At 43.6% G+C, this 20,161-nt stretch carries 16 protein-coding genes and 1 riboswitch; of the genes, 3 read left to right on the forward strand and 13 right to left on the reverse strand.

Features of this window, described 5'->3' with window-relative positions; genetic code table 11:
- Positions 1–71 precede the first annotated feature (71 nt).
- Positions 72–668: an N-acetylmuramoyl-L-alanine amidase family protein gene (locus AC0MXB_RS10085; protein ID WP_474039541.1), complete on the reverse strand. Its 597-nt coding sequence runs from the start codon at positions 666–668 to the stop codon at positions 72–74.
- A 236-nt stretch (positions 669–904) separates the two neighbouring features.
- Between AC0MXB_RS10085 and AC0MXB_RS10090 the strand changes: the two genes are divergently transcribed.
- The gene (locus tag AC0MXB_RS10090; protein ID WP_474039542.1) at positions 905–1,561 is read left to right on the forward strand and encodes a response regulator transcription factor; all 657 of its coding nucleotides are present in this window, start codon (positions 905–907) and stop codon (positions 1,559–1,561) included.
- 4 nt (positions 1,562–1,565) lie between these two features.
- On the opposite strand, the gene cobT is transcribed toward AC0MXB_RS10090, so the two are convergent.
- Positions 1,566–3,521, reverse strand: a complete 1,956-nt coding sequence (gene cobT, locus AC0MXB_RS10095) for a nicotinate-nucleotide--dimethylbenzimidazole phosphoribosyltransferase (RefSeq protein ID WP_474039543.1) — start codon at positions 3,519–3,521, stop codon at positions 1,566–1,568.
- Between the two features lie 86 nt (positions 3,522–3,607).
- Positions 3,608–3,804: riboswitch (cobalamin riboswitch) on the reverse strand.
- Between the two features lie 180 nt (positions 3,805–3,984).
- Between cobT and AC0MXB_RS10100 the strand changes: the two genes are divergently transcribed.
- Positions 3,985–5,991, forward strand: coding sequence for a cache domain-containing protein (locus AC0MXB_RS10100; protein WP_474039544.1), 2,007 nt, complete (start codon positions 3,985–3,987; stop codon positions 5,989–5,991).
- A 15-nt stretch (positions 5,992–6,006) separates the two neighbouring features.
- Here the strand turns inward: AC0MXB_RS10100 and AC0MXB_RS10105 are convergent, their stop codons facing one another.
- The 9 genes from AC0MXB_RS10105 to AC0MXB_RS10145 all read right to left on the reverse strand — a co-directional run bounded on the left by AC0MXB_RS10105 (position 6,007) and on the right by AC0MXB_RS10145 (position 16,788).
- Positions 6,007–7,125 carry a M20 peptidase aminoacylase family protein gene (locus AC0MXB_RS10105; RefSeq protein WP_474039545.1) on the reverse strand — a complete coding sequence of 373 codons (1,119 nt, stop codon included), beginning with the start codon at positions 7,123–7,125 and terminating at the stop codon, positions 6,007–6,009.
- Positions 7,126–7,209: 84 nt separating this feature from the next.
- Positions 7,210–8,115: an alpha/beta hydrolase gene (locus AC0MXB_RS10110; protein ID WP_474039546.1), complete on the reverse strand. Its 906-nt coding sequence runs from the start codon at positions 8,113–8,115 to the stop codon at positions 7,210–7,212.
- Positions 8,116–8,269: 154 nt separating this feature from the next.
- A complete protein-coding gene (locus tag AC0MXB_RS10115) occupies positions 8,270–10,273 on the reverse strand; it encodes a methyl-accepting chemotaxis protein (protein ID WP_474039547.1) in 2,004 nt (667 codons plus the stop codon).
- Between the two features lie 159 nt (positions 10,274–10,432).
- Positions 10,433–11,494, reverse strand: a complete 1,062-nt coding sequence (locus tag AC0MXB_RS10120; protein ID WP_474039548.1) for an HD-GYP domain-containing protein — start codon at positions 11,492–11,494, stop codon at positions 10,433–10,435.
- Positions 11,495–11,722: 228 nt separating this feature from the next.
- On the reverse strand, positions 11,723–12,580 hold the full coding sequence (locus tag AC0MXB_RS10125; RefSeq protein WP_474039549.1) for an aminotransferase class IV: 858 nt from the start codon (positions 12,578–12,580) through the stop codon (positions 11,723–11,725).
- Positions 12,581–12,886: 306 nt separating this feature from the next.
- Entirely contained in the window at positions 12,887–13,621 is a 735-nt protein-coding gene (locus tag AC0MXB_RS10130) for a 2-phosphosulfolactate phosphatase (protein WP_474039550.1), read from the reverse strand.
- Positions 13,622–13,741: 120 nt separating this feature from the next.
- Positions 13,742–14,413, reverse strand: coding sequence for a response regulator (locus AC0MXB_RS10135; protein ID WP_474039551.1), 672 nt, complete (start codon positions 14,411–14,413; stop codon positions 13,742–13,744).
- Between the two features lie 4 nt (positions 14,414–14,417).
- Positions 14,418–15,836 (reverse strand): ATP-binding protein, encoded by a 1,419-nt coding sequence (locus AC0MXB_RS10140; protein WP_474039552.1) that lies wholly within the window; start codon positions 15,834–15,836, stop codon positions 14,418–14,420.
- Positions 15,837–15,843: 7 nt separating this feature from the next.
- The gene (locus AC0MXB_RS10145) at positions 15,844–16,788 is read right to left on the reverse strand and encodes a substrate-binding domain-containing protein (RefSeq protein WP_474039553.1); all 945 of its coding nucleotides are present in this window, start codon (positions 16,786–16,788) and stop codon (positions 15,844–15,846) included.
- Positions 16,789–16,941: 153 nt separating this feature from the next.
- Here AC0MXB_RS10145 and pgtP point away from each other — a divergent pair, with 153 nt between their 5' ends.
- A complete protein-coding gene (pgtP, locus tag AC0MXB_RS10150; protein WP_474039554.1) occupies positions 16,942–18,300 on the forward strand; it encodes a phosphoglycerate transporter PgtP in 1,359 nt (452 codons plus the stop codon).
- Between the two features lie 68 nt (positions 18,301–18,368).
- Here pgtP and AC0MXB_RS10155 read toward each other — a convergent pair whose 3' ends face one another.
- A complete protein-coding gene (locus tag AC0MXB_RS10155; RefSeq protein WP_474039555.1) occupies positions 18,369–18,884 on the reverse strand; it encodes a lysozyme inhibitor LprI family protein in 516 nt (171 codons plus the stop codon).
- A 12-nt stretch (positions 18,885–18,896) separates the two neighbouring features.
- Positions 18,897–19,967: an HD-GYP domain-containing protein gene (locus AC0MXB_RS10160; RefSeq protein ID WP_474039556.1), complete on the reverse strand. Its 1,071-nt coding sequence runs from the start codon at positions 19,965–19,967 to the stop codon at positions 18,897–18,899.
- Between the last annotated feature and the right edge of the window lie 194 nt (positions 19,968–20,161).

Raw genomic sequence — 20,161 nt, forward strand, 5'->3', positions numbered from 1 at the left:
AAATCCAAATTTATCTTATCTCTTATTCTCCGATGTCAAGATAAAAACCTTTCTTTGTCGATAAAATTCGTCTATAGCGGCGACAAAGAAAAGAATTTTTCCAGCCCTTTGCAGATGGCCCGAATCAGCCTTTCTTGAAATAAGGGGTTTTGCAAGAACTTTTCTTCTGATAAATTGGATAAAAAAGCAGGTTCAATCTGTATCGCAGGAACATTCGATTGCTGCAACAAGTAAAGATCGGAAGGCTCATAGCCGCGATCTAAAAGTGTGCAGGTTCTAGTTATTTCCTGATGCACGCAAGCTGCTAGTTTTTCGCTTGCTTCGTCATCAGACTTATAAAGGGTAGCCGTACCGCCTACGCTCGTGTCATAAAATCCATTTAGATGAATACTGATAAAGGCTCTGGCTATATGTTTATTGGCAATCGCTGTCCTGGCAAAAAGTTCATCGGAAATGGATGAGGCATTCGCGCAGACACACTGATCATCGTAATGCGTCAAAAGTACAACAGCGCCCTGTTGCTTAAGCCGATCATGAAGTCGACAGGCAAGCTGCATAGTCACTGCTTTTTCGGTACAACCGCTAGGACTAACCACGCCTTCGTCAGAACCGCCATGGCCTGGATCAATTACAATCATCTTTCCTGATAAAGGATTTTGTTCATTCATTCTATCTACCCCTTATATTTTGCGCTTAAGATTGTCTACATTCTTGGCAAAGACTAGAACTCCTCTGCCTTAAATCAGAATATGGCAAAATTGCGACGAAACTCCCAGACTCGCTTAACCCCAGCGATTCGCATCGAGGAAGATTTATATGTATCGGATAGAGGAACCACGCTGAATTTGTCCAATTATTCAAACATAACCTGAAAATAGGCACTGATAACAGCGAGGTGAAAACTATGGCTGCAGAACCGCTGCCCAAAATTCTCATTGTCGATGATGAAGAAAACTACTTAAACTCTCTGCGCCGCATTTTGCAAGCAACCTTTACAGTTACCACAACGCGAGATCCCTTACAGGCTTTAAAATTAGTGGAACATCATGGCCCATTTACTGTTATTATTTCCGATTTTCGCATGCCTGTTATGAATGGCATTGAATTATTTTCGCGCATCTTAGCACTTGACCATGAAGCCCAACGCATTTTGATTACCGGTCACGCCGAACTGCAAATGACCATTGATGCCATTAACCATGGTAAAATCAATGCTTTTTTAACCAAACCTACGCCAGCTTCGGCCATTCGTTCTGTCGTGTTAAGCGCCTTGCACGCCTATCAAAAACAAAAAGAAACAAAGAATCTCCCTGTTAACAATTCACAACAAACTGCCGCCCCCACTTTGGAAAAGGACGCTCCCAATATTCTCTTAACAGTAAAAGAAAAGGAGATTCTCCAACTAGTCGCCAGAGGTCATTCGAACGCCGAAATCGCCCAAGAGCTTCATATTACGGTCGGTACAGTCAAAACCCATCTCAACAATCTCTTTAGTAAATTTGCTGTAAGCAATCGTAGTAAATTAGCTGCTCTTGGCACAGAGTTCGGTTTTATAAAGTAACAGTCTATTCTCGCACGGCTTTATCTTGTCGCAATGCCCCTGGCCCATCCTGCGCCACAGAAACTTCAGCCTCGCCAAAAGTTTTCATATCACTCAAAACATGCAAAGAAGCATTAAAAAGCGAAAATCCTAGCAAAGCGCCCATTCCCGCCGGCTTCGTAAGCTGCAATGAAAAATAAGCGCAAAGGTCTAGTTGCGTCAGCGTTTCTGTCGCTTCTGCCGTAAAGGGCAAATGAGATGCCACCAAATGGTCTTTTACCGTCGAATTCAGCTCAACAGCAACCAAAGCAGCTGCTAAAGCAGCGTCATCGTCTAAAACAACTGCGCAACCATAGCTGGCAGCACCTAAAATTAGGCCTGCTAAAAAGCAGATATTCTGTGAATATTCGAGTCTTGCCAATCGTGGCAGTAAGGTTTGGCCGTCGCTTCGGGCAAGCAGGTTCTTGACCGCAACCATCTCTTGACTTACAAGTTCTAGGCTGCCAATGCCAATAATCTCGTTTGATAGAGCGGCTTGCTTGCTAAAGTCAACTCCCGCCTGAATCAACTGCCTCACACCTTGTTCCGTAGGAAATTCGGACGCTTCTTCGTGACGGCAAACAAGAATCTCTGCGCCAAAATGCTTGCTAAAAGCTTGAAGCACTTTGAACTTTGCTACAAACTCATTCTCGTTTTCGCTGGATTGGCAAGGACCTGTTAAAATCAACTTCTTGTCGCAAGATCGGGGCCGTGGCTGACCGATAATGCCTGCTAGCTTTCGCCCAAGTTCTTCAAATGCTTTAAGACTCCCCAAAGGCTTGGTTAAATTGTCGAGACGAAGTTGGCATTTTTCCATAGCCGCCTCATCTAAGGGCCTAATACTTGGTAGCTCCGACTCGCTTTGATCTATTGCAGCTAAATTTTGCCGCCAAAAACTGAGACCCTCTGCTGACTTAAGCCAGTCACCATCAAAGAGACGACACGCGCCCTTTAATAAATCAACAACGACGGAGGCGCCGATCGCCTCGCCAAGTCTTACGCCAACATCCACACACGCTTCCAGTCCAAGAAAAGATAAGGCAATGCGATGAGCCGGTTCCCCTGACAAATGGGATGACAAAATATAGGGCTGACAACGCGGTGAAATAGCATAGGCAATCATCGCCGCAGCTGTTGTATTCAGTCCGTCGATCACAACAGTCGCACGGTTTGCAGCGCAACCTAAAACAACGCCTGCTAAAGCCCCGATTTCAAACCCGCCAATCTTGCTAAGTACATCGAGACCATCACCGCAATCAATCTGATTTATAGCCAGAGCCTTACGAACAACCTCGATTTTCACCTTCATGCGACTATCTGATATTCCAGTTCCCCGACCAGTTACAACTTCTGGAGCTAATCCAGTAAAAGCTGCTACAATCGCTGCACTAGCCGTAGTATTGCCAATTCCCATTTCGCCAAGACAAAAGCAAGTATAACCTTGTCTTACTCTTTCTGTGACGAGAGCAATCCCCGCTTCGACAGCGGCAATCGCTTCTTGCCGCGTCATTGCTGGACCTTCCGTAAAATCTTTCGTTCCATAGGCAATTTTTCGTTGCACAAGCCCTGGCACAAAGGATAAATCTCCCGCTATGCCCATATCGACAACCACAAGATCGGAACCGGAATAATTAGCAAAAGCATTGGCTGTACCGCCTTGGGCTAGCAGATAATTTGCCGTCATTTCTTTAGTGGTCTCAATCGGATAGGCACTGATACCTTGTTTGGCAACACCATGATCGGCTGATGCCAAGATAATAGCACTTTTAGGCGCAAGCGGCCTTTCCTGCCGAGTGATGCCAGCATATTGAACCACCATTTCCGCTAGTTTTCCTAGCTGGCCTTTACTTGACGAAAGTTCCTGCAAATGTCTCTTTGCTTGCGCCATAGCTGCTTGGTCAAGCGGCTCTATGTTTTGTATTGCTTGTTGTAATAAATCCACCGAATCTCCCCCATTATCACGATAAATTTTTCATAAAAAAAAGACTTTTGGGAGTTATCGTTCCCAAAAGTCTTTTTTTCCATAAAGACTATCTTACAGTTTAGGCAGGTTTCCTGGCTCCCGATTCATTAGTATCCACGCCTTCCCCGATAGCTGAGTGGCAATTTGTGGAACCTCCTCGGTACAGTGGCGGGCCCGCGCTTACACATGGAAAACCATGCTCAGACTTCCCTATTATCCGCTTTTACCTTCTAAAAGCAGCACCTAAACTAAATTATCTAATTGCCAAAATTATAGCAAGACGTTGTAAGAGCGTCAAGACTCTTAAAGAAAAACAAGAATAATTTTTGCAATTTTCCTACTAAAAAAAGGAGTTCTCGCTGAAATCGCAAATATTATAGAATAATATTTTTCTTCATTTTTCGACAATTATGTAGAATCGAAAGATTCAAAGGAGGACCCTATGAAACTAGACACGCTAAGCCGTCAGTTTCGTGCGTGGACAATTTTACTAATTTTAGCGCCCAGCCTCCTCACGATGGCAATTTATGCAGCAAATCAAGTCAAACTTGCCAAACAGCAGAATTTAGAACTCATCAGCCAACGGGTCGCTTTTCAGGAACGCCTGATTAACTACTGGCTAGATGAACGGGCCAATGACATTCTCAGTCTAAGTGAAATAGAATCCATTCGCCAGCTTGATTATAAGCAATTCTATGATATGCTGCAGTCAGTACAGCATAGTAATAAAAATTTTGATTCTCTATCGTATATTGACAAAGACGGTTACTTCCGTTTTTCTACGCTCAATCGTCCGATTCAATTTCCCCAAGCAACCAATCAGCCTTACTATCAAGCCGCCCTTGCTGGTCGAAGTTCGATCTCAGATATTGTAATTGGTCGCAACAGCGGTCACTCCATTATCAATTTTTCCTCACCGATTTATGATCGTCAGGGACAATTCCAAGGCGTTTTGCTCGGATCAGTCCGAACTCAGACGCTTGAAAACTTACTGCGAGATAACTGGATTGGCAAAACAGGCGAAATTCTGCTTGTCAATCAGGCCGGCGTTCTGCTGACTGAACCACGTTATCTAGAGCAACTCATTGAATCAGGTCAAATCGAGACAAGCGCTAAGTTAAAAATGAAGTTGCCCATAGAGAATTTACAATTAATTCAGCTTGGCCAAACAGGTACAGCCTCCTGGATTGACTACCAGGGAAAGAACGTGCTTGTAGCCTATCATGCTTTACCAGAACGAAGCTGGACGCTTATTGGGTCCATCCGTGAAGAAGAAGTTATGGCCCCACTGTATCAACAGCTTAAAATCATGGGAATTGAAATGCTTTTGCTGCTATTATTTATCTACCCGATTGCAATCTGGGCAACCCGTCAATTGCAGCAACCAATAACTTGGCTAACTGAGCAGGCCAACCGGATTGCCAATGACGACTTCCGTTCACTCCGTGGTTCTGATGCCATGAATATGCCACAAGAACTGCGTCTGCTCTGCCAAACTTTCATTGCTATGAGTCTTAAGATCAAAGACACGATTGGTCTGCTCCGCGAGAAAGAAGCACAGCTTGAAGAACAAGTCGAAAAAATCCAAACAGTAAATGCCTGTCTTGAAGGTGAAATTTCCGAACATCAAGCAACACAAAATTTGCTCTACCATTTAAACATTAATCTGGAAAATAAAGTACTTGAACGGACTTATGAGTTGCAGGATGAACTGGTGCTGGCAGGCCGTGTCCAAAAATCAATGCTGCCAATCGCTCAGGAAAACGACAAAGTAAAGATCATTCCGCTCTTTGAACCGCTAAACATCGTAAGCGGCGATTTTTACGGCTATCAATGGTCCGCCGCAGGCGACAAATTGCATGGTTATTTACTTGACGTGACAGGTCATAGCGTAGCCGCCGCGCTCCATACCTCAGCAATCAGCAGCTTGCTCACGGAAACTATGACCAAAAAAGGGGATTGGACGCTAGATTCGCTCTATGAACTAAACGAATATCTACTACATTATTTTCCTGATAACACCTTTGCAGCTTTACTTACTTTCACCTTTGACTTTAAACAGCATACTTTATCTTGCATTTCTGGCGGCATTAACTATTTCTGGACTGCTAGCAAAACCGCAAGCACCATGATTACTTTACCAGGAATCTACCTTGGCATTGCTAAGAATCCTGAATTTGGCACGATCACTCTGCCGCTCGAAGACGATGCTGCCTTTTATCTCATGACTGACGGCCTCTATGAGAGCCTACAAGGCGAAATGAATGATCACTGTCACAACTTTGACGCTGCCGTGCAAAAGCTACAAGACCTTAGTAAAAGCAAACCTCACGACGACTGTTCCGCCTTATGTTTTGCTATAAAGTCCTTGCAAAAAGATACACAAAATCGACAGCTACTTGCTAATCAGCAACCGCCTGATTCTGTGTATCAAAGAAAAGAAAACTAGTATTCAATAAAGGGCCTATGCTTTTATTCCCAACAGTTTATTGACAATATAGCAAAGAACCGCGATTCCGTCACCTAAAGCAGCTTGATCAAACTGCATACTCGGGCTATGAAGTCCTGGTGTTAAGTTTGCGCCTAAACCAATATAGCCAGCTTTTAGCGAAGGCTTATGCTTTACAAAGTAATGGAAGTCTTCGCCGCCTGGTGTTGTAATTGGATCCAACAGGCCCTCTTTACCTAAAACAGCCGTAATCGCCTCCGCTGCTAATGCGACCATGGCAGAATCATATTCAGCAGCAGGACAACCGCCAATCAATTCGATCTTCGCTGTTGCGCCCACTGTTGCCGCCCCATTTTCGATCGCCCGAATCACTTTTTGCTGCAATTCTTCCATCACTGCATTGTTTTGCGCTCTCAGGTCAAAAGCCATTGACGCTTTATCAGGAATTGCGTTTAAAGCAGCGCCGCCCGCCATCAGCTTCGTCACCTTAGCCGTAGCCGGAATCACAGGATTTACGTGAATTGCGTTTACTGCGCTAACAATAGCCGCAGCTGCCTCAATGGCATTCACGCCTAAGTGTGGTCTAGCGCCATGAGCTGCCTCTCCCGTAATTTCTGCTGTCATCATATAACTGGCGCCATGGCAAAGCGCCGGAGTTGCCTCGCCAAGCTTGGCTTCCTGAATATGACGCAAATGAATACCAAACAAAATATCTACATCATCAATGGCGCCATCTTCAATCGTCTTTAAAGCGCCAAAAAGTTTTTCTTCAGCTGGCTGAAAAATGATCTTCAGCTTGCCTTGTTGCAATCCTTTGGCCGCCACGGCTTCCGCTGTAGTTAATACCATTGTGCTATGCGCGTCATGACCGCAGGAGTGAATCGCACAAACCTGACCATCGATCATATGAGCCAGCGCATCCATATCAGCACGGAGCCCTAAAGTTGGCCCGGGATTACCGCTATCTAAGACACCGACAACGCCTGTTCCGCCAATCCCTCGCGTCACAGAAAAACCAGCTTTTTCTAAGGCATCGCCTAAATAGGCTGCTGTTTTTACTTCTTCAAAACCGATTTCCGGTATAGAGTGAAGATAGGTCCATACTTCTTTTGCTCTTGCTGCTAAATCTGTCATTTTATCACCTTCATCATAGAATAAAAACCTTCATAAAAGAGTTGGATTTGTCTTTATAGTAGCTTGGCTGAAATTAAAAGTCAATTATTGCAAAAAAGCAAGAACCTGCTCCAAATAAAGTTCTTTCGCTTTATGAAATCCCTGTACATGCTTGGCACCAGGAATAATCACAAGCTTAGCTTGCGGATAAGCCTGTTGCAATTTTTGACTTTCAGTAACGGGTATGGTTATATCACTATTGCCGTGAAGCAGTAACAACGGCCGCCCAGCCAGCTTTGCTACATCCCTTAGGGGACTCATGCCGCGAGCGTCAATACCAGTCATAAGCGGAATCATTGTAAGTACCGTCTCATTAAAGGGGAATGATGGTAAATGGGTCCAAACAGTCAGGTGGTCGGCCAAATAAGAGCGTAAGTCCGCAAAAGGCGAATCCGCGATGACTGCTTTAACAGCGCTTTCCTCAGATCCAGCTACAATAGCCGTTGCCGCCCCCATGGAAAATCCGAAAAGAGTAATCGACTGATTCAGATCTTGTCGCGATTTTACAAAATCAACAGCGCCTAAAAGATCACGCACTTCTAGTTCCCCTACAGAGGTAAGGCTTCCTGCCGATTCCCCTGAATTGCGAAAATCAAAGAGCACTACATTATAGCCCTGTGCCACTAACGCCTGCCCGAGAGAGAGACCAGGCACATCGTCTTGTAAGCGGTTTTGTCTATAACCATGCGCAAAAATTATAGTTCCTTTATTTTCTTTGGCTGGCAGCAACCAACCTGACATTTTTAGAGAATCTTGACGACTAAAAAAGCTTATATTTTCATAAGTCAGCCCAGCCTCACTTGGTAACTCCCGCAACGCCTTACGATGTGGATGAGTCAAGGCCCAGCCGATATAAGCCGATAGGCAAAAAACAACCAGTAGTAGCAATGCTAGCAAAGCTCCGGCAAACTTCATAGCTCGCTTGCTGCGCCAGAAGCAGAGTATATTCATTGTCAAAATCCCCTTCAACTCCTCTTACTAGAACAAAATTTACTGTCAATTCAAGTTTTAAAAAATAAGCGATAGCCCGCTAACAGGCTATCGCTTATTTTCGCGCCAAGAAGTTTATTTTCCTACTAAATTGTTTATTTGATTTATTGCGAAGCTAAATTTTAAATTGGCTGACGGACTTTTGTAAATCCTGGGCTGTCTGCGCTAAGCTTTGACTTGCGGCAGCAATTTGCTCCATAGAAGCCGACTGCTCTTCCGTAGCGGCTGAAACAGTTTGCGTCTTTTCTGTAGCTTTTTGACTCTGTTCATCAATCGCTTTTACTGACAGAACAATTTTTTCACTGCCGGCGGCAATATGAGCAATTACATTGGAAATATCACGAATCTGCTCGGAAACTTGATCTATGAGTGCCGTAATTTTGGTAAAAGCGCTGCCTGCGGCATCTACGACGACACTGCCAGCTTTCACTTCTTCATTGCCTGTCTGCATCGCCAAAACGGCTTTATTGGTTTCGCCCTGCACTTCATAGATTAAAGCGGCAATTTGTTGCGCCGCTTCTTGCGACTGTTCCGCTAACTTACCTACTTCACTAGCAACAACAGCAAAACCGCGGCCTTGTTCCCCAGCACGAGCTGCTTCAATCGCTGCATTCAGCGCTAAAAGATTAGTCTGACTCGCCAAACCTGAAATGGTATCAATAATTTGACCGATTTCTTTTGACTTATTCCCCAGATTCATAATAACCTGCGCTGAATGATTGACTGCGTCAGTAATCTTGGTCATTTGGCCGACGGCATTCTGCAGAGAAGTCTCCCCTTCACGGGCTGTTTCGGCTGTTTGCAGCGAATGATCTGCTGCTGAACCAGCAGCTGCGGCGACCTGCTGAATTTTGCCAGACATATCAGCAACAACCTGAGTGGCTGCGTCAACAGCACAGAGTTGCTGCTCCGCTCCAGAGGCTACCTCACTAATAGAAATTGCCACTTGATTTACCGCCTGAGCGGACTGATCAGAACTAGCGTTCATCTCTTCGGCTGACGCAGCAAGCTGCTCAGCCGACTGCATAATCTGCCGAATCATCTGTTGGAGATTTTTACGCATTTGTTCCAAGGCCTCTCCTAAATACACTACCTCAGCAACACCTTCAACCGCAATGGTTCGACTTAAATCCCCTGCCGCCATAGCGCTAGCGTTAGCTGCAAGATTTTGAATTGGCCTTGCTAAGCTCTTAGCCATAACTAGAGCGCCGCCTACAGCCAAACACAGAATCAGAACTAGTAATAACAACATTGTCAGCACCGCTTTTAACACAGTCTGATTTAATTCCGCTGCTGGCAAGTAGGTTATAACACCCCATTTGTACTCACCAATCGGGGCAAAAGTGATATAAGAATCGACCCCGGTTGTCGCTGTCGCCTGACTTACACCGCTTTGTCCGGCAATAACGGTCTGAATATAAGGCAAAGCAGCAACATTTTCTGTTTTTATAACCTTTTCTTTATCTGGATGGGCTAATAAAGTCCCTTTATTATCGACAACATCTACATAGCCAGAGACTCCTACATTTGTTTTCTCTACCATATCCCATAACGCCTTTAAGGAAATATCGGCTGCTAGTACGCCCACATTGGCGCCGCTGCTATCTTTAATGGGACAAGAGATCGTCACGGTCGGTGCATTCGTAAACGAAGAAATATATGTATCGGTAAAAAAGACTTTACCCAAAATGGCTTCTTTAAAATACGGACGGTCGCTCCGATTCGCCAAAGTACCGGACGTCCGCGCAATTTGCATACCGGACTTATCCATCACGTAAATCAATTCGAATTGCGGATTTTTCTGTTGGGCCGCCAAAATCAATTCACGAATCTTAGCAGCATCAAGCGAAGCCGCTGTCGGCGAAGCTGCTAAAGTTTCCGTCAAGCCTTTGGCATCATTTAGGAAGCGGTTCATTTCACTGGCAATCTGTTTGGCCAACATGGCGTCATTTTCATAAATTCTAGTTTTTGCCGCCGTAACACTCAAATAGAGATTAATACCACCAACAACGACAGCTGATATCAGGGAAAAAACAACTAATAAAATAAGAAGTCTTGTTTGCAGGCGATTGCTCCATTGACCGCCAGTCTGCATTGTAAAATTTCCTTTTTCTTTCATACCTTTTCTGCCCCCACATTTAATCGAAAAATACAAAAATTGAACATATTTTTTGCCTGTCTTTTGTAGAGTCTACAACGAATAGAACCAGAAAGCAATAGGGAAGCAAAAATAAAAAAGAGCCATCTTTCGACAGGCTCTTGTAAAAGAAAAAGGGTGTTATAAAAAATCAAGGATAAATAGTTCCGGATGTTTTTTAAGATCCAGTTCAAGCAATTGATTGACTTTTGTACTATCTTCGCCAGACATAATCCGCACAATCGGCGTTGTCTTACTCGTTTTATCAACATTGAGAATTACGCCAACCTGATTATTACTGAGACGGACTGTTGTTCCAATGGGGTACACGGCAATATTTTCGGTAAAACTGTCGATTAACATCGGATTAAAATATGTCCCAGCTGCTTTATTCAATATTGCTACGGCATAATAAACTGGCATAGGACGCCGGTTCGGCGTGCCAGAAACTAGTCGATCATACACATCGGCGATACTGATAATCTGAGCGTACTCTGAAATAGCTTCTCCGATTAATCCCATAGGATAGCCGCTGCCATCCCAACGTTCATGATGCTGAAAACAGGCATTTGCAACCTCCATTGGCAAAGCGGTATTTTCTCGCAAAATTTCCAAAGCGTAAAAGGGATGCTGACGATATTCTTCTTTTTCTTCTTCCGACAGCGAGCCCGGATATTGCAATGCTAAGCGGTAGGGAAACCGTAACTTACCAATATCATGAAGCATGGCCGCTAAACCAAGCTCTTCGAGCTGCTTCGGTTCATAGCCTAATGAAATTCCTGTCATAACTGATAAAATACAAGTATTTACGGCATGAGAAAAGAGATAGTCTTGCTTACGCCGTAAGTCGATAAAGTGAATCATATTAGCTGGATTTTGACCAAGCTGATCAATCATCGTCTCAACAATCATCTTGACCTTATCTAAGGAAACGCCTTTCCCAACCTGAAAATGGTCAACAATCTCCGAAGCTGCCTGCATAGCCTTCTGACGCAACATCGGGTCAATGACATCTTCCACAATGATATCTTTTGTGGCCCCATCTTCCATATATAATTCAGAAATCCCCTGTTCTTGCAAAAAACGAATATAACGTTCTTTCATTTCAATGCCTTCATGGAGTAAAACAGTTCCATCCGAGGCTATAAGCGGTCTGGCTAAATACATGCCTGGCTCGATATCTTCAATGGCTATACGCCGCATCGTACCCCTCCTACCGATAAACTCTCTTGTCTTTTGATTCGCTGCTATATAAAAAAACTCCTACTGAAAAAATTTATCAGGGCTTTACTCCTACTTTTCACCGTTAATAGAGTTTTTTCTATCCTAACTTTACACAAAAAAAGATTGCCCTATTAAGAAAACTCCTCTTAATAGGGCAACCCCTAGTCCATCTGTTATCTTGATGGTCACAAGAAATCTAGCTAAAGCTTATAGAGCGTCAATCAGCTTCTGATATTCATCAGCTAATTGTTTAAATACAGGGCCGACACCTTTACCAACAGGTTTATTATCAAGTGTACCGATCGGTACTACCCCGCTGGCAGCAGATACAAAAATTTCGTCTGCTTCAGCAAAAAATTCTGGTGTGCAGAATTCTTCTACAATTTTTATGCCGAGCTTTTTAGCAATATCAAGCACAGTAGCTCGTGTAATGCCAGGCAGAATGAGATTGCCCAAAGGAGCTGTGTAAATTACGCCGTCTTTCACAGCATAGCAGTTGCTGTGAGCACTTTCCGTAACGAACTTTTTGCCGCCGTCTTCACGGACAAAAATAACTTCATAACAACCAGCTTTTGCCGCTGCGTTGCTAGCCATAACACTACCTAGGAGATTCAAGGTTTTAATATTGCAGAAATGTTGTCTTTGATCAGGATAGAAAATCGCTTTCGCGCCTTCTGTGAAGTATTCTTCTGGTTTTGGTCCAACCGGCATAATGGATCCCGTCAAAATTGCCCGGCTTGGCTTATTCACATATACATGGTTTCGAGGAATCTGCAAACCGCGAGACCATTGGAAATAAAACATGCCTCTTTCAATACCTGACTTTTCAAGCATTTCATCACTGAATTTTTCAATCTCTTCACGAGTAAAGCTAGGCGTAATATCAAGCATTTTGCAGCTTCGTTCAAAGCGGTCTAAATGCTCTTTGCGTAAAAAATGTTTCCCGTTTAATACCATCCAAGCGTCATATACGCCATCGCCGAATTGATATGCACGATCTTCAATACAAATCACGGGCTCATTTTTTTCAATAATCTTGCCATCATAAAATCCTAATTCTTTCATTCCTATTCCTCTCCTTATCATCTCACATGCTAGCACGCTGATGTTGTTTAAGCGGTATAAACGCCGCCTGCTGCCTTAAGAATTGGTGATAATTAGCCATGAAAAAAAATACAAAAATAAGTAATAAAAGTTCTGTTAGAAACTCGCGATAAAGCAAAATAGATACACAAAATGGATAGTCTGATTCCGCAGACTATCCATCACCGTTGATGGTTATTTATGCAAAAACATTACAGCTTTATCATTTTGATATCAAAGAACTGTAACAATTGCTATTATAGCATTGTAACACCAATAACGCAACTCTCATTCTGCGAATGTATTTCTAGGGTGAACGATAATTTTATCTTGTTTGTAAACAGGCACAACATTCACGCGATTCGGTGTAAGACAGTATAAAATTTCATTTTCCTTCCCGAGTTCCATAAGACGTCGCCCATTTTCACTGCGCTTTGCTGCCATGGCCAGCAAATTTGCCGCTCCCTGATACATGAGCACCGCCGCCAAAGCCGTATCACTTAAAACGGCCTGATACTGCTGCTCCAAGTACTGAGCCAAAAAGCCAGCACATAAACTATCTTCTAGTGAAAACGCGCGGTCCGTACCAGCACAGAGAATGACAATCGATTTCCCATAACTTTGAGCTTCTTCACACAAGGCCTGCCCGTTAAGAAAAGAACCAATTAAAATCTCGTACGCCCGCTCAGCCGCTTTGATAGCAACCGTACCATTCGTTGTAGTCATAACAATGGTTTTTCCTGCTACTTTATCAGCTGAAAACTCAAAGGGAGAATTCCCTAAATCGAAACCTTCTATTTTAATGGATTTTCTCTCACCAGCTAAGAGTGGCGATGGCGTAATTGCCGCGGCTGTTTCGTAAGCCTCTTCCAGCAGAGCTACCGGAATAATACGCTGACAGCCTTGTTCAAATGCCGTGACGATAGAGCTAGTCGCCCGAAAGACATCGAGAACAATACATACTGTGTCGGACAAATCTCGGTCTTGTAGCTCGCTTGGTAAAAATGCTACATCAACTTCCATAAAAACCTCCTATAAATAAGAATCCCTTTTAGCATGACACAAAAAGGTCCGACGCTCTAGCAGAAGTAATCTGATGATCCCGTCAGGAAAAGCAGTAATACCTTGTCAGAAAAACCGTTGTTAAAGCTCGTTGTCTTTAGCGGCAAGTAGGCCATAGCGCAGCGCATATTCAACTAGACCGCTTTTTTTAGTAACAGCGAGCTTTTCCATCAGTCGCGTCTTATAGGTCTCTACCGTTTTTACGCTAATCGCTAAGGTTTGTGCAATTTCACTTAAGGAATAACCATATACAATCTGTCGTAAAACCTGGCGCTCCCGCTGGCTCAGCAAAATATAAGGATCTCGTTCGTCTGGCTCTTCCTGTTCTTTTAGGAGCAACTGAATAAGCGCTTGCGAATCATTTGGGCTTAAGTAGAGATTTCCAGCCATAACCGACTCGATTGCTGAAAACAGTTCTACATCAACAGCCGCTTTTTTGACATAGCCGCAAGCTCCAGCCTCCATAGCCCGCTTAATATACTCCTTATCATCGTGCATGGTCAGCACAAGAATTTTCGCTTCAGGACAACGTTGTTTAATTTGTTGCAGAGATTCAATCCCATTGCTTTTGGGCATCGACAAATCCAGCAGCAAAAGATCTGGCTGCAAATCAAAAAATAGCTGAACAGCTCTTTCACCATCAGCCGCTTCGCCGACCACCTGACAACGGCCCTGTCGTTCTAAGAGAAGTTTTAGGCCTGAGCGCAGCAGAGCATGGTCATCAGCAAGTAAAATGCGAATCGATTCCTTCATTATGTCAGCCCTCTCCCCTATGTATTTTTTTTGGAATTGTCACCACAAGACGGGTACCACCGCCAGTAGCAGTTTCAATTGAAAATGATCCACCAAGAATTTCAGCCCGCTCTTGCATTCCATAAAGCCCTAAACGATTTTCGGCTTTCGCTTTCGCTAAATCCTGTTCAGAAATCCCTCGTCCGTCATCTTCAAGACAAAGATAAAAAGCAGACGCTTGTTCTTCCACGAAAATTCTGATTTTAGTAGCGGCGGAGTGCTTGGCTGCATTCGTAAGTCCTTCCTGCAAAATCCGATATAAAGCCAAAGCAATCTGACCTGTTACATGTCCGTCAAGCCCCTTCACAGTGAAAGAAACCGCTAATTTATAATGTTCGCCAAATTGCAAGGCATACTTTTCCATGGCAGGGCTAAGACCTAATTCATCCAGAGCTGGCGGTCTAAGCTCTACCGCTAAGTTACGCAAATTCTGCAGAATGCCAGCAGTAATATCACGACTGACGAGTAGCGCCCGACGCTGTGAATCATCTTCCGCTTCCTCTGCTAACACTCTCATACTTACCATTAATGATGTTAAAGCCTGGCTGGTTTCATCATGAAGCTCGCGAGAAATGCGCTTTCGTTCATCTTCTTGAGCACTCAAAAGTTTTTGAATCAAACGATTCCGCAAGGCTTCTTTCGCTTCCAACTCACCAAGCAAGCTCGTTTTCTCCTGGTTTGCCGCAATTAACTCTGCTGTCATTTCATTAAAAGCAAAGGCTAAATTGCCTAAATCACTGCTATCTTCTATTTTAGCACGACTTGTAAAATCGCCAGCGCGAATCCGTTTAGCGACTTGCGCTAAATCACGTAACGGCCGTGCAATAAAAAAGGTCATTTTCCAACAAAACAAAGCGGCTAAACAGCATACCATCATAGTGACAATAAGGAGTTTATGAATTTTTTTCGTCATACTGTTTCGACTATATTCCTCAGTCATGCCAACACGGACAAAGCCGACTTCCCCTTTTTCAATTGGTACAACAGTATCATAAATTACTCCTTCATCAGAAGTTAACTTCTGCACACCGCGAAGTGACAGATCCTTAACGGGCCAAAGACCCTCAGGAATCCCCTCAGCAAAAGTGTGTGCAAGTAACCTGCCATCATAATCAATCAGCAAAATATAACGTACATCATTACTTTCTCGTTTCGTTTGATTAATTAGTTCGTAAAGGCTGTAATAATCCTCTACCAGAATCAAATTCGCGCTGCGCTGCGCCACGTGGACGGCAATTTCACTAGCGCGCTTTCTCAATTGCTGTGATACAAGATCATCCATAAAATTCCACACAAGCAGACTCACGACACAACCAAGAAATGAAATGATCGCTAAAACAAGCAGCAATATTTTTTGATATATCGATAAAGATTTAGCTAGCATCCTCTCATTACCTTTCCTGATTCGATCCCATCATTTTCCGATTGATTATATACAATTCTGGCTGAGGCATAATAAAGCGGTCAATCAATAACCCCTGTAATGCCGCTGCCAAACGGGGTTCGGTATACATCGATAAAAACAAACTGCGCAGTTTCTCTCGTTCTTCAACGGTAAGTGTTTTACCAGCCACAACAGGACCAATCCCCGCTGGTGGCGATACAGCAATAATTCTGACAGCTGCCGCAAGATCCGGAGCGGTTAATTTGGCCTTGTTATAAGCCAAACTCGTCACAGGTGCAGCATCGACGACTTTACTCGCTACAGCCCGCAGTGATTTATCATGACTATACGTGTAAAGATAATGACTAAAAAATCGTTCAGGCGTCTCGCCATTCTGCCGTAGTTGATAGGCAATAAAACTATAGCCGGAATAGCTTAATGGATCAGTAAAAGCCACTGATTTTCCCCGTAGGTCCGCGAGACTCTGGCTAGTACTATCTTTAGGGACCAAAAGATAGCCTTCATAATAAGGCGCTCCCTGTCGTACCTGACTAACTAAAAGCTCGATATCCGTAAAATTACTGTAAGCGGCGTACTCGCCCCCGGAAAAAAAGGCAATATCGGCGCCGCCATTTAAGAGCAGCATACCAATTTCACCATAATTTTGCCGCTGAATTAAAATGACTGGACGTCCTAAAGCTTCTCCTAAATAATCAGCAATCGCCCGATAATAGCCGATCGTCTGTTTCGGTGACAACACCGATGAAACAGCTACACGAAGCGCTTGGGCATTCGGTGTTTTAGCAGATACGGTGGGCACATCAAGACGCTGGTGAAATAGAATATCAACTTGCTGCTGCGCCGCGTAATGCGGCCAAGCAACAAAAATTACACCTAGCAACACTCCCATACATCCCAACAATCCTGCCAAACGCCACTGTTTTTTCCTCATAATAAACTGACTCCTCAATCCCGCAATATAAAGTAAGAAAATTCCGGACAGATCACCAAGTTCCCCCTGACAAACAAATCAGAAATGTCCCGCTAGTGAAAAAAATGTTATTAAATCATAATGATATTATAAGAAATTTTACGAGGTGATTCTATGCTTTCTTTTCTAAAGCCCCAAGCGGCCAAAAATCCCATTCCACGAGAACAGGTCCAGTCCGTTTATAAAAAGCTACGCACGCAAGCTTTAGCTGGTTCCTTCTTAGGTTATGCCGCCTATTACATTGTCCGCAATAATTTTGCTTTATCAACACCTTATTTAAAACAAAATCTACACCTTAGCGCTACGGATGTAGGCCTATTAAGCAGCTATATGCTGATTGCCTACGGCATCAGTAAAGGCCTTATGAGCAGTTTATCAGACAAAGCAAACCCCAAAAGATACATGGCCCTTGGCCTTATCCTTTGCGCTATCGTCAACGTATTCATGGGCTTCAGCTCTGCAGTATGGATGTTCGCTCTCTTAGTCATCCTAAACGGCTTCTTTCAAGGGATGGGCGTAGGTCCCTGCTTCATTACCATCGCTAACTGGTTTCCCCGTAAAGAAAGAGGCATTGTCGGCGCCATCTGGAACATTTCCCATAATGTTGGCGGTGGCATTGTCGCCCCGATTGTGGGCATTGGTTTTTACCTTGTCGGCACAGAACACTGGCAAATTGCCAGTTATCAAGTGCCAGCCCTTGTAGCTGTAGGCTTCTCCTTACTTGTACTTCTGCTACTAAAAGGCTCGCCAGTCAGTGAAGGTCTGCCGCCGTTATCACAAATCGTCCGAGAAGATACCGGGACCACTTCTGTAACTAAGAACAGCGCCGCACCAGAAAATATGTCAGCTTGGCAAATTTTTAAAACCTACGTTCTGCCTAACAAAAACGCTTGGTTTGTATCCCTTGTCGATACCTTTGTCTATATGATCCGCTTCGGTATGATTAGTTGGCTGCCCATCTATCTACTGGAAGTAAAACACTTCAGCAAAGCAGAAATGAGCATTGCTTTCCTCATCTTTGAATGGGCGGCTATTCCGTCTACTCTCTTTGCTGGTTATTTATCAGATAAATTCTTTAAAGGCTACCGCATGCCACCAGCCATTATTAGTATGGTTTTGATCTTTTTCTGCCTCATCGGTTATTGGCAAAGTACGACCTTATTATCAACAACTATTTTCGCTGCTATCGTGGGCTGCCTAATCTACATTCCCCAATTTCTCGCTTCCGTTCAAACCATGGAAGTGGTGCCGCCCTTTGCTGTCGGCTCCGCTGTGGGCTTACGCGGCTTCATGAGCTATATTTTAGGAGCCTCTATGGGAACAAGCCTCTTTGGGATTATGGTTGACCGTGTTGGTTGGAATGGCGGCTTCTATACTCTGCTCGGCGGCGTTATCTGCTGCATCTTTTTCTGTTTTCTAACGCATCGCGGCGCGAAAGAATTAGAAGCAAAACGCAAAGCCTCTGCCGCATAACAAACTAACAATAAAACAGCAGTGAATTCCAGCTTGCCTTATTAGGCTGGATTCACTGCTGTTTTTATTTAATGAAGAGTGGCCGAATCGCTTATTCCATTATACAAAAAACCAACTTCATGACGGATCAAATATCGATATTCCATAAGCTCCATGGTACGTTCCCGCAGTCTTTCCTTATAAGTTCTCGCCGTAACAACAGGCCATATCGATCCACCTTGACGCGATAAAAAGGTATTGGCAAATTCGGCTTCTTTATTGTGCCAACGCAGCCAATTCTCTTCCGTATCAGCGAGCAGCGCCCTGTCTTTATCGCCTAGCTGCAGCCACAAATTCTGATATGTATTATCAAGTTCTTGTTCCCAAAGTTTTATATATTTTGATTCTAATTGAACATAATCAAGGGTTGTCTTCGCTTGCTTGAATTCAAGCTGATAGTCGCGGTCTAAAGCATTTTGATTAAACTGTTTGATAAAATCGCCACTCATATCATAGGCGCCGCTGGCCCCAGCCGTTCCGTAGTTTGACAAACAAATCAGCGAAAAAGCCAGAGCTATGAACAATTTCTTTCCTGCTTGTACCAAAAAAAGCCCCCCTTATTTAATAACGTGGTGAATAAACAGATCTTTTTCTGCTGCTAAGTCAAGTACCTTACCATTATCAAGCTGCACAATTGATTTTGCCGCCTGCTCCTTATTGATGCAAACAACACGAGCTTCTTGGCCATTTGTCAAGATAACACGGTTTCCTGAGAGAAAATTAAGCATATTACTACGGAAAATCATACAAGTTTTGGCATCGATCGAATAAATCTGCTCTCTTAGTTTATCTAAGCTTGTGTAGGGACTAAGAGCTCCCGGCTTCTCCGCAGCGATTGTAAGCGCTTCGTCAAACAGATCAGCAATCGCTACAATGCGGGCATAGGGATGAATTTCATCGCCACTCAAACGATTAGGATAACCAGAGCCATCTACTCGCTCATGGTGCTCCACAATTCCTGCAAGAACGCTCTCAGCGATCCCCTTAGCTTTTTTCGCTAAATCATAGCCAATCGTTGTATGGGATTTATACAATTCATATTGCTCAGGGGTCAATCGATTTACCCGATTTAAAATTTCCGGCGGTAGCTGAGATTTGCCAACATCATGAAGCAATCCGGCTAATGCGACGGCGCTCACGCTGTCAGCAGGATATTTTAACCAAGTAGCGATCAGCGCTGATACGGCGCTTACATTTACACTATGCCGAAACGTATAATCATCGCAATCAGGCAAGTTATAAAGCTGATCTACCATATTTTCAATCGTCACAACTTGCTCGGCAATCGTATCTGCGGTCTGAGTGAAAGTTTCTAGCGGCACTTCCTGGGTTTCGCGAATCGTATCAAAGGTTTTTTGAACAATTGTCACAGACTGATTATAACTATTAATAAACTGTTGTACTTTGGGATCGGTAATAGGATTCATAAAAATTTCTGCAAAAATAAATATTTTGGCTATATTCCAATTCTGCATTGTCGTAATATGACTTTTTTGCAATACCGTTCCAGCTGTAACTAAAACGACACCATCAATTGATGTAACATCACGCGCTACTTCCATTCCTGGTACAAGAAAGTCAATCTGCTGCTCGACAATTTTACGAGCAGGTGCCGCTTCATCATGCATCGATCCTCACCTCATCTGCAAAATATATTCTTTTTCTGTATTAAGCTGCCGAAATCCTCCTTTTCAGCAAAATCAGCTTCACCAACATCTGCTTACATTCATAAGGCGCATCCTATGCCAATTATACCAAAAAGGTATGATTCCATGTGAATCTCATATTATATTTCAGTTTTCTTTTATGTTATCATTTACAA

The sequence above is a fragment of the Pelorhabdus sp. sgz311001 genome (assembly GCF_055901755.1).

Bases quoted from the DNA above. Each gene is read 5' to 3' on its own strand.
- AC0MXB_RS10085 (WP_474039541.1), bottom strand. From the start codon at position 668: ATGAATGAACAAAATCCTTTATCAGGAAAGATGATTGTAATTGATCCA.
- AC0MXB_RS10090 (WP_474039542.1), top strand. From the start codon at position 905: ATGGCTGCAGAACCGCTGCCCAAAATTCTCATTGTCGATGATGAAGAA.
- AC0MXB_RS10100 (WP_474039544.1), top strand. From the start codon at position 3,985: ATGAAACTAGACACGCTAAGCCGTCAGTTTCGTGCGTGGACAATTTTA.
- AC0MXB_RS10105 (WP_474039545.1), bottom strand. From the start codon at position 7,125: ATGACAGATTTAGCAGCAAGAGCAAAAGAAGTATGGACCTATCTTCAC.
- AC0MXB_RS10110 (WP_474039546.1), bottom strand. From the start codon at position 8,115: ATGAATATACTCTGCTTCTGGCGCAGCAAGCGAGCTATGAAGTTTGCC.
- AC0MXB_RS10115 (WP_474039547.1), bottom strand. From the start codon at position 10,273: ATGAAAGAAAAAGGAAATTTTACAATGCAGACTGGCGGTCAATGGAGC.
- AC0MXB_RS10120 (WP_474039548.1), bottom strand. From the start codon at position 11,494: ATGCGGCGTATAGCCATTGAAGATATCGAGCCAGGCATGTATTTAGCC.
- AC0MXB_RS10125 (WP_474039549.1), bottom strand. From the start codon at position 12,580: ATGAAAGAATTAGGATTTTATGATGGCAAGATTATTGAAAAAAATGAG.
- AC0MXB_RS10130 (WP_474039550.1), bottom strand. From the start codon at position 13,621: ATGGAAGTTGATGTAGCATTTTTACCAAGCGAGCTACAAGACCGAGAT.
- AC0MXB_RS10135 (WP_474039551.1), bottom strand. From the start codon at position 14,413: ATGAAGGAATCGATTCGCATTTTACTTGCTGATGACCATGCTCTGCTG.
- AC0MXB_RS10140 (WP_474039552.1), bottom strand. From the start codon at position 15,836: ATGCTAGCTAAATCTTTATCGATATATCAAAAAATATTGCTGCTTGTT.
- AC0MXB_RS10145 (WP_474039553.1), bottom strand. From the start codon at position 16,788: ATGAGGAAAAAACAGTGGCGTTTGGCAGGATTGTTGGGATGTATGGGA.
- pgtP (WP_474039554.1), top strand. From the start codon at position 16,942: ATGCTTTCTTTTCTAAAGCCCCAAGCGGCCAAAAATCCCATTCCACGA.
- AC0MXB_RS10160 (WP_474039556.1), bottom strand. From the start codon at position 19,967: ATGCATGATGAAGCGGCACCTGCTCGTAAAATTGTCGAGCAGCAGATT.